Genomic DNA, 15,801 nt, shown 5'->3' with positions numbered 1-15,801 from the left:
GTTCAGGTGAGTTGCTTGGAAAGCGCGCCGGCCTCGATCGCTGCGATCTGCAGCGCGATGAAGCGGCTGTAGATGCGGGCCTGCGAGAACGCGCCGCCGGCGAACCAAAGGCCGGGCTGCGGCGTGCGCGTCCACATGTTGCGCAGCTCCTGGGTCGCCTCGTCGAAGCCCCAGACGCGGCCGACGCGGGCGGCGACGTCCTCGCCGAACAACCTGCCGACCAGATGGTCCGGGCCCTTGTAGCCGGTGGCGAGCACGAACAGCTCGGCGGCGAGCGACGTGCCGTCCTTCAGCGCAAGGCCGGCGGCGGTGATATCGGCGATGTCGGCGGCCTGGATCAGGCGGATTTTGCCGTCGGCGATCAATTCGGAGCAGCCGACATTGAAGTAGTAGCCGCCGCCGCGGGAGCGGAATTTCAGCGGCCAGCCGGTGCCGTCCTCGCCGAACTCGAGCCGGAAGCCGGCGCGCTCCAGCCGCGACAGCAGCGGCGCATCGAGCCGCTTGACCTCGTCAGTGATGATCCTGTGCGCGATCTTCATCACCGGCAGCGGCACGCCGGAATTGAGGATATCGCGCACCTCGATCGGCGGGCCATCGCCGAGATAGGTCTTGTCGTAGAGCTGCGCCGGCTCGACATTGACCACCATGGTCGGGCTGCGCTGCACCATGGTGACGTCGGCGCCGGCGGCGTGCAGCTCCTGGCAGATGTCATGCGCGCTGGTGCCGGTGCCGAACACGACGACCGAACGCCCCGCCCATTCGCGCCCGGCCGCGAACGCGCTGGAGTGCAGCACCTTCCCCTCGAAATTCCCGATGCCGTCGATCCTGGGAATGTTCGGCGTGCCGCTGACGCTGGTCGCGAGCACGATGTGCTTCGGATGCAGCGTACGCGGGCCACAGCTGCGTTGCAGTGTCACCGTCCAGCGTTGCGTCGTATCGTCATAGCGCGCGCCTTCGAACGAGGTCTCGGTCCAGAAGTCGAGCTCCATGATGTCGACATAGCTCTCCAGCCAGTTCGCGATCTTGTCCTTCGGGATGTAGTCCGGAAAGCTCGGCGGGAACGGGAGGTAGCGGAACAGATTGACCGGCGTCTTGTTGTGCAGCTTGAGGCCGCGATAGCGCAGCCGCCAATTGTCGCCGATGCGCCGCTCGCGATCGACGATCAGGGCATCGAGCCCGATCCGCTTGCACTCGACCGCGGCCGCGATGCCGGCATGGCCGCCGCCGACGATCAGCACGTCGGGCTCGCGGTCGGCATAGGCGCGCGAGGCCTGTCGCTGCTCCAGCCAGTCGGGTGCGGCGAAATCGCGCGCGTGGGATTGCTCGGCAGCGCCGTCGGTGCGCGCCTCGCAGATGCGGTTGAAGTCGAGCATCGTGGAGAACGTCCACGCCGCGGAATTTCCGTCAGCATCGTGGAGCAGCCGCACCGCGCCGGTGCCGGGGCCATTCGATGTGTCGAAGGTGAAGACAGCCTCGATCGCCTCGCGTCCGGCCACCACGGCCTGCCGCGGTATCAAGGCACGGTCATCGAGACGAAATCCGCGCGCGCCGACCGCTTCAGCGCGTGCAAGCAGCTCGGCCACGACGCGCTGCCGCCCGCTGAAGGTCGCAAACTGCCAGGAGATGCCGAAGATATTGCGCCAATGGCTCTCCGGCGCAAACAATGCGGATAGAGCCTCCGTGGAGCGGCTCGCGAGCGCCGCATCCAGCGCGCCGATCCATTGCTCGGCGGCAAGTTCAGGCGCGTCCTCCGTGGCCGGGTTCAGTTTGTCCAGCATGATCGTGCTTTCTCGGGAGCAGTTGCCGTCTATCTGACAACATGCTCCCGAAAAGCACAACCATCATGCCAAGCCTCATGCAACGTGTTGCGCCAGCCGCGCCGGCTCGGCCTCGCCCTCATCGCCGGCGGGCTCGACCTGCGGCGCAGGCGCCGCGGCAAGTTCCGCTGCTATTTCCTTGGCCAGCGCAGTGGCGCCGACATAGTCGGTCTTGCCGGTGCCGAGCAGAGGCACCTTGTCGACGACGCGGATATCGGCCGGCACCGCGAGCTCGGAGGCGCCGACGCTCTTGGCCTGGCGCTGCATCGCGGCGCGGTCGGCGTCCTTCTGCGTAGTGAGCAGCACGATGCGTTCGCCCTTGCGCTGATCGGGCAGCGTGACCGCAACCGACATGGCCTGCGGCCAGATCGCGGCCGCGATCGCCTCCACCGCGGACAATGAGACCATCTCGCCGGCGATCTTGGCGAAGCGCTTGGCACGACCCTTGATCGCGATGAAGCCCTGCGCGTCGACCGAGACGATGTCGCCGGTGTCGTGCCAGCCTTCGGGCAGCGGCTCGAGCACGCCGGGATTCTCGGCACGGAGATAGCCGAGCATGACGTTCGGGCCCTTCACCGACAGGCGGCCGCCTTCCTCGATGCCGGGGACCGGATCGAGACGGTACTGCATCAGCGGCGAGATGCGGCCGACGGTGCCCTGGCGATTGGCCATCGGCGTGTTCATCGCCAGCACCGGCGCGGTCTCGGTGACGCCATAGCCCTCGAGGATGCGGATGCCGTAGCGCTCCATGTAGATCTGCCGCGTGCGCTCCTTCACCGCCTCCGCACCGGCGATGACGAGCCGCAGCGTGCGGAAGTCATAGGCATGCGCCGAGCGGGCGTAGCCGGTGAGGAAGGTGTCGGTGCCGAACAGGATCGTCGCGCCGGTCTGGTAGATCAGCTCGGGCACGATCCGGTAATGCAGCGGCGACGGATACATGAAGATCGGGATGCCGCCGAGGATCGGCATCATCATGCCGCCGGTCAAACCGAACGAGTGGAACACCGGCAGCACGTTGAACACCTTGTCGTTGGCATTGGCATCGACCCGCGCCAGCGCCTGTGCCGCGTTGGCGAGGATGTTGCGATGGGACAGCACGACGCCCTTCGGCGTGCCTTCCGAACCCGAGGTAAACAGGATGACCGCGGGATCGTTGGCCTTGCGGGCGACGCGCGGCGCGATGCCGGCGCGGAAGCCCGCGACCTTGTCGGCGAGGCCGATGCCGGCCCTGACATCCTCGAGATAGACGACGCGCGCCTGGCCGGCGAGCGCCGCGATCAGCTTGTCGAGCTTGCCCTTCTCGATGAAGGCCTGCGAGGTCAGCACGGTCTTCACCTGCGCCGCCTTCATCGCCGCCAGCACATTGACTGGACCTGCCGAGAAGTTGAGCATCGCCGGCACGCGGCCGATGGTCTGCAGCGCCATGAACACGACGGCAACGCCGGCCGAGTTCGGCAGCAGCACCCCGACATTCTCGCCGACCGCGGTGCCCTGCTCGAGCTTGCGGCTCAGCACCTGGGCGCCGAGGATCAGCTTGCGATAGGTCAGCTTGGTGCCGAGCGCGTCCTCGATGATCGGCTTGCCGGTATCGCGGTCGCGATAGGCGTGGCCGAGGCCCTCGAACAGCGTGTGGTCGAGCATCGCGTTCTGGACCATGGCGTTGATCATCACGTCCTGCAGCGCGGCACCGGCGGCATTGCGGCGCGCCTTGCCCTTCAGCGACTGGTCGACCGGCAGCTTCACCGGCGGCAGGATCGAGATCGTCACCTTGGGGAACCAGGAGCGCTTGATCTCGCCATTCTTGAGATAGCTGAGATGCGAACGCTGCGCGCCCTCGATGCGGACCGGGACGACGACCGCATCGGCCTTGTCGGCGATCATTGCGGTGCCGTCATAGACCTTCATCAACGAACCCGAGACCGTGATGCGCCCTTCCGGGAAGATCACCACCGGCTCGCCGGCGGCGACCAGCTTGATCAGGTCGCGCGCGGCCAGCGGCTTGGTCGGGTCCATCGTGTAATGCTTGATCATCTTCAGGAACGGCTTGGCCCACCACGCCTTGGAGATGCCGGTGTCGACCGCGAAGCTCGCATCGATCGGCAAGGTGGCGTGCAGCAGCGGGCCATCGACCAGGCTGACATGGTTGGGCGCGATCAGCATCCGCGTGCCCGATGGCGGCAGGTTCTCCATGCCACGCACCTCGACACGGAACAGCGCCCGGAACAGCAGCGCGCCGAAGTCGCGCACGCCCTCCTTGCCCCACTTGCTCAGCACGAACCAGACGGTGCCGAAGCTCGCGACGGCGAGGCCGAAGAAAATCCAGGCGATCGGCAGGCCGATATATTGCAGGGCGCCGACGAACACCGCGCCGGCGACCATGAAGCCGGCCTGCAAAATGTTGCCTGCGGCGATGATGCGGGCGCGCTCGGACGGCGCGGTCCAGGCCTGCACGGCAGCGAACGACGGCACCACGAACAGGCCGCCGCCGAAGGCGAACAGGAAGAAGTCGGCCAGCATGCGGAAGCCGCCGAACGAGGTCGCGAACGCAACCGCGGTGACATCCTTGCCGAGCGAGGTGGTGGCGATCGCCCAGGCAGGTCGAGGCCGACCACGCCCATCACGATGGCGCCGATCGGCACCAGCGCGAGGTTCGGGCGGACATGGCTCAGCTGCGCGGCGAACAGCGAGCCGGCGGCGATGCCGATCGCGAACACGGCGAGGCACAGCGTGACCACGCCCTCGGTACCGCCGACGCCTTCCTTGATCAGCGCAGGCAGCAGCGACAGCACGATCGCACCGACCATCCAGAACCAGGACACGATCACCATGCCGTCCCACAGCCGCGGCTCGGCATAGAGCGACTTCAACAGGCGCACGGTCGAGGTCCAGGGATTTTTTGTGATCGGCAGATCGGGCGCCGACGGCTGCGTCACCGGGATGCGCGATGCAAACGCCCAGGACAGCACCGACAGGCCGACCACGGCGGCGCAGATCCAGCCCATGTGGCTGGCGCCGGCGACGAACATGCCACCCGCAATGGTGCCGATCAGGATCGCCATGAAGGTTGCGCCCTCGACCAGCGCGTTGCCGGTCGCGAGTTCAGACACCGACAGCTGGTCGGGCAGAACGGCATATTTCACCGGACCGAACAGCGCCGCGACGATGCCGAACAGCGCCAGCGCGATGAACAGCAGCGGGATCGAATGGGTGAAGAAGCCGGCGGCGGCAAAGGCCGCGGCGAAGATCTCGAAGAACTTCAGCCGGCGGGCGACGACGGATTTGATGTAGCGGTCGGCGAGCTCGCCGCCGAGCGCCGAGAGCACGAAGAACGGCGCGATGAACACCGCCCCCGCGAGTTGGACCAGCGCCGGCCCCTGCTCGTTGGCGACGCCATACAGCAGCATGATGACGAGCGCGTTCTTCAGCACGTTGTCGTTCAACGCCGAGCAGAACTGCGACCAGAACAGCGGCGCGAAGCGGCGGGACGTCATCAATTCCTTGATCATGACCGGTTCCTTGGGTTAGCGCGCACGGCGCTGGCAGGTCTGCGAATTCGGGTGGCGGAGAATGGTGAGCGTGGAGAAAATGACGGGGATGCCGCAGCCTTTAGTCTTTTCCGCAACGTATCGGTTCGAAGGCGCGCAAAATCGGGCGAACCGGGACGTCGCGACATTGCCCGCCAGAGATGTACGAGACCTTATCCAGACCTGGGGTTGATCGACGCCGGATAGGCTCGCAGGGGACATGGTGAGCGCTTTGTTGAGGTTTCGCCGACAATTGCGGGCCGCGTGCTTCAGGTCAGTTCACTCAAGCCGCCGAACGGTGACCATCGGCAGTTGCGCGGCTTGCAGCGGCCTCCGCTCGCAGCCGCCTGGCGCGGCGCGCGCCGATCCGCGCGCCGCTGCTCCAGGACGCCTGCGACGTCGCAGGCGCGGGCGATCCGCTCGATCGGCGCGGTCGCCAGCGTGAGGACGGCGCGGCCGAAGCCCTTCACGAGCTCGATCGCGTCATCGACAAGGGTGGCGGTCAATTGAAGTGCTAGGGTCTGCATCTGAGTGGCCTCCTATGCCAAATTGAGCAACGCTCAAATTAGTAGTACGAAAATGAACATTGTTCAAGAAGAATCGCGACGAGACCGAAAAAAACTTCAGCGGCGGGCTCTGCTGATCGAGATCGCGCGTCGGTCAATCGCCACTAAAGGCTTGAGATCACTCAAGGTTCGCGATGTCGCCGAGGCCGCCGGCTGCTCCATCGGCAGTGTCTATAATGAGTTCGGCGACTTCGACGGGTTGATCCTGACGGTGAACCGGGAGACCGTTCACGCCCTGACCACGCGGCTCAAGGCGGTCCCGGCCGACGATCCCCTGCGCCAGCTGCACGGACTTGCCGACGCCTATCTCGGCTTCGCCACCGAGCACGCCAATCTGCTGCGCTCGCTGTTCGAGCACCGGATGGAGGACGACCGGCCGTTTCCGGAAGACATCCTCACGATGGTGATGGAGGCGTTCGCGCTGATGCATGCGCCGCTGCTCCGGCTGCTGCCCGATCGCGATCCCGACGATGTCGCGTTGCTGTCGCGGACGATGTTCTCCGCGGTCCACGGCATCATCTCGCTCGGCCTCGAAGAGCGCATGGTCGCGGTCCCGCCTGAGATGCTGCGCGAGCGCCTCGCGCAGTTCGTCGACACGCATCTGGCGGGGCTCGGTGTTTCGCGGCGCGCGTAATCACACCGGGTGCGCTTCGATCAGGTTTGACTGCGTGCAATGGGGCCTGGGTGGGCAAGGGTCCAGAGCGGTTCGAGGAACACGACACTGGTACCTCCCTGACGGAAGACGAGCTTGAACTCGATCCGCCCATCCGCGGTGATGGAGGCGGAATGCAGTCCGGTATTGCCGTCATAGCGCAAGACGTCGTCGAGGACATATCCGGTGAAGCCACCGGAAAAGCCGGGCCCGGGTACACGGCTGTGCGGCATCGCCGGGCCGTTCACGAGATAGCCGGTCGCGACACCATCCCGATCGACATTGGTGACGATCATCATGAATTGGCGGTGCGAATTGATCCAACCCTCGGCGCTCACCCACACGCCGAGAAAGCGGCGGACATTGTCCGGTACGTCACTTGCCGGCGCGCGAACGCGATAGGCGGGAAGCGGCAGCTGCTTCTCGGCGGCCAGCGCGGTGATCCGCTCGACATCCTGCTCCGGCACGATGCCGTGATCCTGCGGCACAAGCCAGTGCGCCAATTCGGCCAGAGGATGCCACATCCCGTTGGCGAGCGGCGGCGCGGATGCGAATGATGCGAAGGCGATCACCGACAGGCCGGCGATCAGCGACCATCGGGGAAGTGCGGCCAAGCGTGCCGCGATGCCGCGGGGAGCGGACGTTCGGCGCGAGACGTTCTGCGATCCATGATCGTGCGGCGGCGGCAGCGGCCTGGCATCGAGACGATAGCCGCGGCGAGACACCGTCTTGATGATGCGGTGGTCATCATCGCGCAGCTTCAGGCGCAGCTCGCGGATGCACTGGACGAGCGAGTCGTCGGAAACCGCGACGTTACCCCAGACCGCCTCGTGCAGATCCTGCTTGGACGCCAGCCGTCCGGCATTGCTGGCGAGATAGCCGAGCACCGCGAATGATTTCGGCCTGAGATCGAGATCGACACCATCCACGCGGGCTACGCCGCGGGCGAGATCAAGCTCAAAGGAATCAAATATCAAAACGGAATCAGTCGCCGGGTCCATAGAGGTCACTCCATGCCCACAGACGGCACCAATCGGGAAAATTTAGCAGGAAATTCGCCGTTCTGTCACTTCTTCATCAGGACTTCCCTGGCGCGAAGCCGATAGTCGCGAACCGGCCCGGCATCATCTCCGGGCTCGCGGGAGGTTGGCCATGTCGAGTACCCGGTTTGCCATGTTGGTCGGGGGCCGTTCTGGCGCTTGCGGCGGTGCGACCGGGACCCACCCAGGCGCAGGACGTCGTAAGGGTCGGGCTGGTGATGCCATTGACCGGCGTTCTGGGGCCGGTCGGCAAGCAGGCGGTCGCCGGGGCGCGGCTCTACATGGCGCAGCACGGCGACATGGTCGCCGGCCGCAAGATCGAATTGATCGTCCGGGACGATGCCAGCCTGCCCGACAATGCCAAGCGCATTGCGCAGGAGCTGATCGTCAACGACGGGGTGGCGATCCTCGGCGGCGGGTTGACGCCGAGCGTGCTGGCGCTCGCGCCGCTGGCCAATGAGAGCAAGACGGCAACCGTCGTGATGGTATCGGGCACCTCGATCGTGACCGAACGGTCGCCTTACTTCGTGCGCACCAGCTGGACGCACGCGCAGCAGGCCAGCGTGCTGGCGGATTGGGCGGCGAGAAACGGATCGAAACGGGCCACCATCATCGCATCCGACTGGGCACCCGGGCGCGAAGCCGCCGGCGTATTTTCGGCGAGCTTCACCGCGGCAGGTGGAATGATCGTCGAAGCGCTGAAAGTGCCGCTGGCCAACCCCGATTTCGCGCCGTTCCTGCAGCGCGCGCGGGATGGCAATCCCGACACTCTGTTCATTTTTGTCCCGACAAGCCAGGCCGGTATCCTGGCCAAGCAGTTCGTCGAGCGCGGGCTCGACAAGAGCGGGATCAAGCTGATCGGCCCCGGCGACATCGCCGACGACGAGGACCTGCCGGGCATGAGCGATGCGATGATCGGCATGATCACGGCGGGGTTCTACTCCGCCGCGCATCCATCCGAGCTGAACCGCGACTATGTCGCGGCGTTTCGCAAGGCCAACGCGAATGTTCGACCGAACTTCATCAGCGTCAGCGCCTATGACGGCATGCATCTGATTTACGAGGCGCTGAAGGTGACCGGCGGCAAGACCAATGGCGATGCGTTGGTCGAAGCCATGAAGGGCATGGCCTGGGAAAGCCCACGCGGCCCGATGTCGATCGACCCGAAGACGCGCGAAGTCGTCCACGACATCTACATTCGCAGGGTCGAGAAGGTCGGCGGCGAGCTCTACAGCGTCGAGCAGGAGACGTTCAAGGCGGTCAAGGACCCCGCCAAGGTCGCGAACCGATGAGGGAGGCGCAGTAGCAGCTGATCCGGCTTGGCGTAGGCCTTTGCGGTGTCCCGGCGTAGCGGTGACGGCCGACACAGGACTTGCGTTCAGACCATCCCCCCTGCAACACGACCGATCCCGAGCCAACAAACCAGCCTCGTCCAACGCCACTCCGACGCTTCACGCGCGCGCCCGCGCGATCGTGCCGCCGACGATCTGCATGGCAACGCCGAGCACCCAGCCCGCCATGATGGCCGCGGTCCAGCCGATGTCCGGCTCGCTGCGCAGCACGACGACGCCAACCGAGAAGAACGCAACCATTGTCGCGAGGAAGGTCCCGATCGCGCCGAGCAGCTCCGCCGCGTCGATCTTGCGCATCGAGGCCGTATCCTTCGGATGGAACAGCTTGGGGGGCGTATCGATGCCGAGATAGAAGCCGATCGCGCCGCCCAGCATCATGACGAGCAGGAACGCCTGCGAGGTCAGCGCCGAGACGCTCGAGCCGACATGGATGGCGACAAACAGACCGCTTGCAGCTCCCGCCAAAGCAAGGCCGAAGCGCTCTAGGACATGGGCAAATTTTCTGACGTGGCTGCGCATGGCTGTGCCTCATCAATGAATTGCGCCGCTATCAGGCTAGGCCTTTTCGCAGCAGCGCGAAAGCGGTCACCTCTCACATGGCCGCGACCACGTGACGCTTTGTGCGCCAGTTCACACCTATCGCGGCATGGAATGTTTAAAGAACGATCAAAGGTAGCAATCGATCCGGTCCCTGCTACGCTGCGCCATCCGCTTCATTCGTTTCAGCGAGCATCCTTTAATGCCGAGTCCGAAGATCATTATTCTGTCCGACGGCACCGGCAACGCCGCTTCCAGCGTCTGGCGCACCAATGTCTGGCGGATATTTCAGTCGCTGGATTTGCAGGGCAATACGCAGGCCGCCAAGTATGATGACGGCGTCGGCACGTCGAAATTCATTCCGCTGGCCATCCTCGGCGGCGCCTTCGGCTACGGCCTCAAGCGCAACATCCTCGACGCCTACAAGTTCATCTGCCGGAACTACGACCACGAGAACGATTCGAAGGTCTACCTGTTCGGATTCAGCCGCGGCGCGTTCACCGTGCGCACGCTCGCCGCACTCATCCTCAATCAGGGCCTGATCGTCGCGGACACCGAATCCGAGCTGCACGACGGCGCGGTGAAGGCCTATCGCGCATACCGGGCCGAGGGCTACCACTCGATCTGGCGCATCGAGGTGCTGTTCCGCGCGCTGCGTGACTATGTTCTTGTGCCGCTGTGGGATCGCCTTCGAGGCAACAAGCCGTATGCAAGGATCGCGCGGAAGCCGGTGCCGGCGATCGAGTTCATCGGCATCTGGGATACCGTCGCGGCCTATGGCCTGCCGATCGACGAGATGACGCGCGGCATCTCCAACTGGGTGTGGCCGCTCGAACTGCCGAACCGGATTCTAAGCCCGAAGGTCAAGTGCGCGCGACACGCGCTGGCGCTCGACGACGAGCGCACGACCTTTCATCCGGTGCTCTGGACCGAGCAAGAGCCGGGGCAGCCCGCACCGGCCGTGCCGACCAGCATCGATGGCGAGCGCCTCATCCAGGTCTGGTTCGTCGGCATGCACGCCAATGTCGGCGGCGGCTATCCGGACGACGCTGTCGCATTCGTGCCGCTGGCCTGGCTGGTCGACGAAGCCGTCAAGCGCGGCCTCGCATTCAAGAGCGCACCGATCGCCGACCCTGACGCGATCAAGTCAATCAAGTCCTCCGAGGACAAGGATGGCCGCCTCTACGATTCCCGGGCCGGCCTCGGCGCGTACTACCGGTACGGTCCGCGCAAGGTCGCCGACCTCTGCAACGATCCCTATGCCGGCGTCAGCGTGCCGATGCCGAAGATCCACGAGAGCGTGTTCGAGCGGATCGACAGCGGCGCCAATGCCTATGCCCCGATCGGACTTCCGCCGAACTACGTGGTCGTGTCGCGCAGCGGCCAGGTCACTCCGCTCGGCGCCAATACGTTTGAGACGCCCGCGGGCGCACCGGCGCGCTATGCCGCACAGGAGAAGCTGTGGAACTACGTCTGGATGCGGCGGATCGCCTACTTCGCCACGCTGGCGGCGTCGCTGCATCTGGCCGCGTTCTGGCTGTTCCATAGCCAGCACAAGGAGCACGAATTCAGCTCACCTGTCAGGATGATCTCGGAGCTGGTGCGCTTCGTTCAATCGTTCCTGCCCGATTCCTTTCATTGGTGGACCGATTGGTACGCCGGCAATCCGGAATGGTTCGCCGGCGGCATCCTTGCTGTCATCGTGCTGATGGGTGCCGGCAGTTCGCTCAGCGCGACGATCAGCGACAGGATGCGGATCATCTGGCGTGACCGCGCGAAGCCGACGCCACTCTCCGGGTTCATGCACGATGCGATCTATCGATTCCGTACCAGCGCGGTCTATCAGTGGATTCTCAACGTCGGAAAGCGGCATGTCGTCCCTTTCCTGCTCACGGCCCTGCTGGTCTGGTTCAGCGCGACGCTGGTCAGCCACTTCCTGTTCAATCTCGCCGATTCGACGGGGGCATTCTGCAAGGGCACTGCAACGGACAAGCTTGTCGCCGTCGACAAGGGCATCCCGCAGGATGCCGCCGACTTCGACACCGGCGCCATCTGTGCGCCGACCGGCCTCAAGGTCCGCACCGGGTTCAAATACGAGATCGCGATCACGATGTCGGAGCCATGGGAGGACGCCGGCCGCGCGGTGACGCCGATCGGATACCGGACCTCGACCATCGAAGGCACAAAGCAGTTGCGCGGCTATTTCGCGATCTTCCTGCGGCGGATCCTGTTCCGGCCATGGTTCAGGCTGATCGCACGGGTCGGAGAGACTGGCGTCGACGAGTATTTTCTCGACCCCCTGCCGGTGTCGAACACCGACCCGCAGGTCTACAAGGCGCGTTTCACCGCCGATCGCAGCGGCGAGATCTTCCTCTACGTCAACCAGGCCGTCATCAGCCTGCCCTGGGTCTGCGGATGGTTCTACGGCGACCATAAGGGCAAGGCGAAGGTCACGGTGCGGTTGCTGTAGGAAGCCGCGATCGGGCCCACAGCATCGCGGCCCAACGGGTGCGCACGACGTGACCGATCTGTGATCCTGCCGACAGACCAGGTTGTAGATTGTCTGGCATACTCTCCTTGCTAGATCAGCTGCCCCGACGCCCGGAACGATCCGACGCGACTTCAGGGATCGCCGGGCGACGTTGACGCGCCAGGTTCATGTCGACCGGATATTTCTCAGCCGCGATTTGGAGGCATCACCATGATTTCCACAATTCAGGCGTTCCCGACCACCGACGGCATCTTCGTGGTCTGGGAGGTCGCGGCAATGATCCCGGACTGCCTCGGCTTTGCGCTGTATCGTCAGCAGCAGGGCAAAAGTGCAACCGTGGTCGACACCTGGGTCGGGTTCGAGGACCAGGCGCAGGATCACAAGCCGGGCGAACATCGGCCGAGCACCGAATGGCCGGTGCAGAAGACCAACTGGACCGATTTCCTGGCGCCAACCGACGCGCCGGTCCGCTATGGCGTCGTTCCGGTTCTCAAGGACGGCGCCACCAAGGTGAAGCCCGCCTACAGTGCGCCAGCGACATGGACCGAATACGTCTCCGCAATGCCGTCGGGCCCGCTCAAGCCATGGTTCAACCGCGGCACGATCTCGGCGCAATGGCTGTCGCGCGCGATCGGCAAGGACAAAAAGCCGGCGCAAACCCTGGAGAAGGCGATCTCGACCAAGGGCAACAAGATCCGTGACTTCCTCAAGGGCCAGCTCGGCGCCCGCCTGCTGGCGCTGTTGGCTGAAGCCAAGAAGAGCAAGCGCGACGTCTATCTCGCGCTCTACGAGTTCAACGACCCTGAGCTGATCGCCGCGCTGACCGCGATGAAGGGCAAGGCGCACGTCGTGCTCGGCAACAGCACAGGCAAGGCCGACGCCACCGCCAAGGACACCGAGAAGAACGCCGGCGTGCTGAAGAAGGCCGGCGTCGACATCGTCCGCCGCAAGATCGCGCCGAGCCGTTACGCCCACAACAAGTTCGCGGTGTTCTGCGACGGCGCGCAGAAGCCGAAGGTGGTCTGGACCGGCAGCACCAACTGGACCCGGACCGGACTGTGCACCCAGAACAACAACGGGCTCGAGATCACCGACGACAAGGTCGCGGCGGCCTATCATGACCATTGGAAAGCGATCTACGCCGACGGCAGCAAGTCGCCGAAGGCGCTGGCCTTGGCCGGCGATCACGAATGGCCCTTCACCATCGGCAAGTCGAAGCTCAGCGTCTGGTTCACGCCCACCACCAGGAGCGGTGACCTCAAGGAAGCCACCAGGATGATCGAGGACACCGAGCATGGCGCGGCGTGCCTGATGCTCAATCCCGGCAACAAGGGCCTGCTCGGCCCGATCCTGGAGAAGGCGCAGGACAAGAAGCTTTATGTGCGCGGGGTGCTCAACAATTTCCCGGCGCAGGGCAAGGACAGCCCGAAGGATCAGCTGCAGCTCCTGGCCGGCGACGGACAGCAGCAGGTCTTCAAGGGCAAGCAGATCGCCGACGTGATCCGGCCCGCCGGCATCGACAAGACCGCGGACTGGTGGGAGCACGAGATCAAGAACACCGGCAAATTCATGATCGCCGTGCACAGCAAGGTGATCGTGCTGGATCCGGCCGGCAAGAACGCGGTGGTCATGACCGGCTCGCACAATTTCTCCGACCGCGCCAGCACCAAGAACGACGACAACCTCGTCATCATCAGGGGCGATTCGCAGCTGGCGCTGACCTATGCCGCGCGCATCGTCAGCATCTACGGCCAGTATCGCTGGCAGGCCTGGCGCAACACGCCGGAGGGCCAGAAGGACAAGGGTCTGAAGCGCAGCGACACCTGGCTGAGCAACCGCATCGGCAAGGGCTGGGCGGAAACCGAAACGCGGTTCTGGCTCGGCACCACCTGACGCCGGCGATCCGTCGTGAACACGGGGCAGCGTTACCGCTGCCCCTTGTTATCCTCTCCGCCAAACCTACGCCGCGCGGCCGACCGAGGCGTCGAGATGCTTCAGCCGCGGCAGCACCTCCTGCTTCAGGAGCCGCAGCGAATTGTGCCAGGCTTCCGGCTTGTGCTTGTAGTCGAAGCCGAACACCAGGAGCACGCCGAAGCCGCCGACCTCCTGGTAGATCTGCTCGATCTTCTCGGTGACCGTCGCGGGCGAGCCGACGATCCAGTTGTTGCGCGCGCAATATTCGACCGTGACGTCGCTGTCCGGCACGTCGGGCGAGGCCTTCAAGTAATCCTTGAAACCAAAGTGGCCGAGCAGCGGCAGGAAGTACTCGCCCATCATCCGGCCCATCATGTCGCCGGTCGACAGCTTCCATGCTTCTTCATCGGTGTCGGCGACGAATACCTCGCGCACCATTCGCCAATCCTTGCGGCTCGGCGTGCGGCCGGTCTTGGCCGCGCCGGCTTCGACCGAATCCCAGTGGCTGCCGACATAGGCAGGGTTGAGGTTGAGGCTCATCGGAATGAAGCCGCGCTCGCCGGCGAGCTTCAGCGTATCCGAATTCTTGGAGAGCCCCGCGACGCCGATCGGCGGATGCGGCGCTTGCTGAGGCTTGATGTGCGGCTTGAGGAAATCGAACATCGTGTCCGGCTTGGTCACGGTCCAGAACTTACCCTTGTGGGTCCAGGGAGCCGGCTCGGTCCACATCTTCAAAATGATCTCGAGCGCCTCGCGGGTCATGTCGCGGTTCTGTCCCGACATGCCGTCGACATTGAACATCGCCCAGTCGCTCGGCAGCCCGGAGGCCGCGACGCCGAAATTGAGCCGCCCGTTCGAGAGGTGATCGAGCATCGCGACGCGGTTGGCGAGCTCGGCCGGGTGATGATACGGCAGCAGGAAGCCGCCGGGCCCGATGCGGATGTTCTTGGTCTGCAGCAGCGCCTGCGCGATCAACAGATCAGGCGACGGATGCGGCTCCCACGGTGCGGTGTGGTGCTCGCCGATCCAGGCTTCCTGATAGCCGAGCTCGTCGAGCCAGCGCAGCACCTGCAGGTCCCAGTCGTGGCCCTCCTTCAATCCGCACTCCGGCGGATGCGACGGCATCGCGAAGTATCCGAGTTCCATGGGTTTCCTCTCTTTGTTCGATGCGTGTCTTCCGCACGCGCTTCGAGAGTAGCTGCCCCGGCTACGGCAGAACAATGGCCTTGTCGCATCCGGCTCGGCCGGGATTCATGCGTAGGGCGTATCCTTCAGCATGATCGCGATACCGGAAAAGCTTCGCTCCATGATCCGCAGGAAGGTCTCGCGTGACGATGCAGCCGACCTGCGGGCCTTGTGCTCGCGAAGCCCTTCCGCATAGGCGACGGTCAGCGCCGTGACCACCATCGACGCGGCGAGCCGGGCATCGGCATCGGCGAGCGGGCGCTTGATGGCTGCCGCCAGCACGCTCGCGAGATCATCGATCAGTTCGTCACGCATCTCGCGCGCCCGCGCCGAGAGCGCCGGGCTCTCGGCGACGGTGCGCCAGAATTTCGCCGTTGCGTCGGTGAATTTCGCGAGCGGATGCACGCGATCCGCCAGGCTGTGCACCAGCTTGCGGAGCGTCGCGATCGGCGCCTCGCCGGCCGGACGCTCGGCAAAGGCAGTCCGCAGCAACTGACGGCTTTCCTCTTCACGGTCGAAGAACAGGTCTTCCTTGCGTGGAAAGTAATTGAACACCGTCATCCGGGAGACCTCGGCTGCCTCGGCGACTTCGGCCACCGAAACATTGTCGAAGCCCCGTTCCAGGAACAGCTCGGTGGCGACATCCGAGATCGCCTGGCGCGTCGCCTCCTTCTTCCGCTCCCGCAACCCGCCCTGATTTGACATGCGGGAATTTGTACCATA

10 protein-coding genes and 1 pseudogene are annotated in these 15,801 nt (G+C 64.9%); 4 read left to right on the top strand and 7 right to left on the bottom strand.

Annotated features, from left to right (window positions below; genetic code table 11):
- Positions 1–2 precede the first annotated feature (2 nt).
- The 3 genes and pseudogenes from ACVMIH_RS29640 to ACVMIH_RS29630 all read right to left on the bottom strand — a co-directional run bounded on the left by ACVMIH_RS29640 (position 3) and on the right by ACVMIH_RS29630 (position 5,868).
- A complete protein-coding gene (locus ACVMIH_RS29640; protein ID WP_057015526.1) occupies positions 3–1,778 on the bottom strand; it encodes an NAD(P)-binding domain-containing protein in 1,776 nt (591 codons plus the stop codon).
- A gap of 75 nt (positions 1,779–1,853) precedes the next feature.
- A pseudogene (locus ACVMIH_RS29635) lies at positions 1,854–5,323 on the bottom strand (acyl-[ACP]--phospholipid O-acyltransferase).
- A gap of 287 nt (positions 5,324–5,610) precedes the next feature.
- The gene (locus ACVMIH_RS29630; protein ID WP_057015528.1) at positions 5,611–5,868 is read right to left on the bottom strand and encodes a hypothetical protein; all 258 of its coding nucleotides are present in this window, start codon (positions 5,866–5,868) and stop codon (positions 5,611–5,613) included.
- Positions 5,869–5,920: 52 nt separating this feature from the next.
- Here ACVMIH_RS29630 and ACVMIH_RS29625 point away from each other — a divergent pair, with 52 nt between their 5' ends.
- Positions 5,921–6,541: a TetR/AcrR family transcriptional regulator gene (locus ACVMIH_RS29625; protein ID WP_194295307.1), complete on the top strand. Its 621-nt coding sequence runs from the start codon at positions 5,921–5,923 to the stop codon at positions 6,539–6,541.
- Positions 6,542–6,561: 20 nt separating this feature from the next.
- Here ACVMIH_RS29625 and ACVMIH_RS29620 read toward each other — a convergent pair whose 3' ends face one another.
- A complete protein-coding gene (locus tag ACVMIH_RS29620) occupies positions 6,562–7,560 on the bottom strand; it encodes a winged helix-turn-helix domain-containing protein (protein WP_057015530.1) in 999 nt (332 codons plus the stop codon).
- Between the two features lie 206 nt (positions 7,561–7,766).
- Here ACVMIH_RS29620 and ACVMIH_RS29615 point away from each other — a divergent pair, with 206 nt between their 5' ends.
- Complete coding sequence (locus ACVMIH_RS29615) at positions 7,767–8,891, top strand: ABC transporter substrate-binding protein (RefSeq protein WP_456864329.1); 1,125 nt, start codon at positions 7,767–7,769, stop codon at positions 8,889–8,891.
- Positions 8,892–9,050: 159 nt separating this feature from the next.
- Here the strand turns inward: ACVMIH_RS29615 and ACVMIH_RS29610 are convergent, their stop codons facing one another.
- Entirely contained in the window at positions 9,051–9,470 is a 420-nt protein-coding gene (locus tag ACVMIH_RS29610) for a hypothetical protein (RefSeq protein ID WP_057015532.1), read from the bottom strand.
- Between the two features lie 220 nt (positions 9,471–9,690).
- Here ACVMIH_RS29610 and ACVMIH_RS29605 point away from each other — a divergent pair, with 220 nt between their 5' ends.
- Positions 9,691–11,958 (top strand): DUF2235 domain-containing protein, encoded by a 2,268-nt coding sequence (locus ACVMIH_RS29605; RefSeq protein ID WP_456864327.1) that lies wholly within the window; start codon positions 9,691–9,693, stop codon positions 11,956–11,958.
- A gap of 231 nt (positions 11,959–12,189) precedes the next feature.
- Positions 12,190–13,872 carry a phospholipase D-like domain-containing protein gene (locus tag ACVMIH_RS29600; RefSeq protein ID WP_057015534.1) on the top strand — a complete coding sequence of 561 codons (1,683 nt, stop codon included), beginning with the start codon at positions 12,190–12,192 and terminating at the stop codon, positions 13,870–13,872.
- Between the two features lie 66 nt (positions 13,873–13,938).
- Here ACVMIH_RS29600 and ACVMIH_RS29595 read toward each other — a convergent pair whose 3' ends face one another.
- Both ACVMIH_RS29595 and ACVMIH_RS29590 read right to left on the bottom strand, forming a co-directional pair.
- The gene (locus tag ACVMIH_RS29595) at positions 13,939–15,039 is read right to left on the bottom strand and encodes an LLM class flavin-dependent oxidoreductase (RefSeq protein WP_057015535.1); all 1,101 of its coding nucleotides are present in this window, start codon (positions 15,037–15,039) and stop codon (positions 13,939–13,941) included.
- 105 nt (positions 15,040–15,144) lie between these two features.
- Positions 15,145–15,783 (bottom strand): TetR/AcrR family transcriptional regulator, encoded by a 639-nt coding sequence (locus ACVMIH_RS29590; protein WP_456864325.1) that lies wholly within the window; start codon positions 15,781–15,783, stop codon positions 15,145–15,147.
- Positions 15,784–15,801 lie beyond the last annotated feature (18 nt).

The sequence above is a fragment of the Bradyrhizobium sp. USDA 4503 genome, from assembly GCF_054055815.1.
The sequence above is the reverse complement of the archived record's forward strand: the minus strand, read 5'-3'. Positions and strand labels throughout refer to the sequence as shown.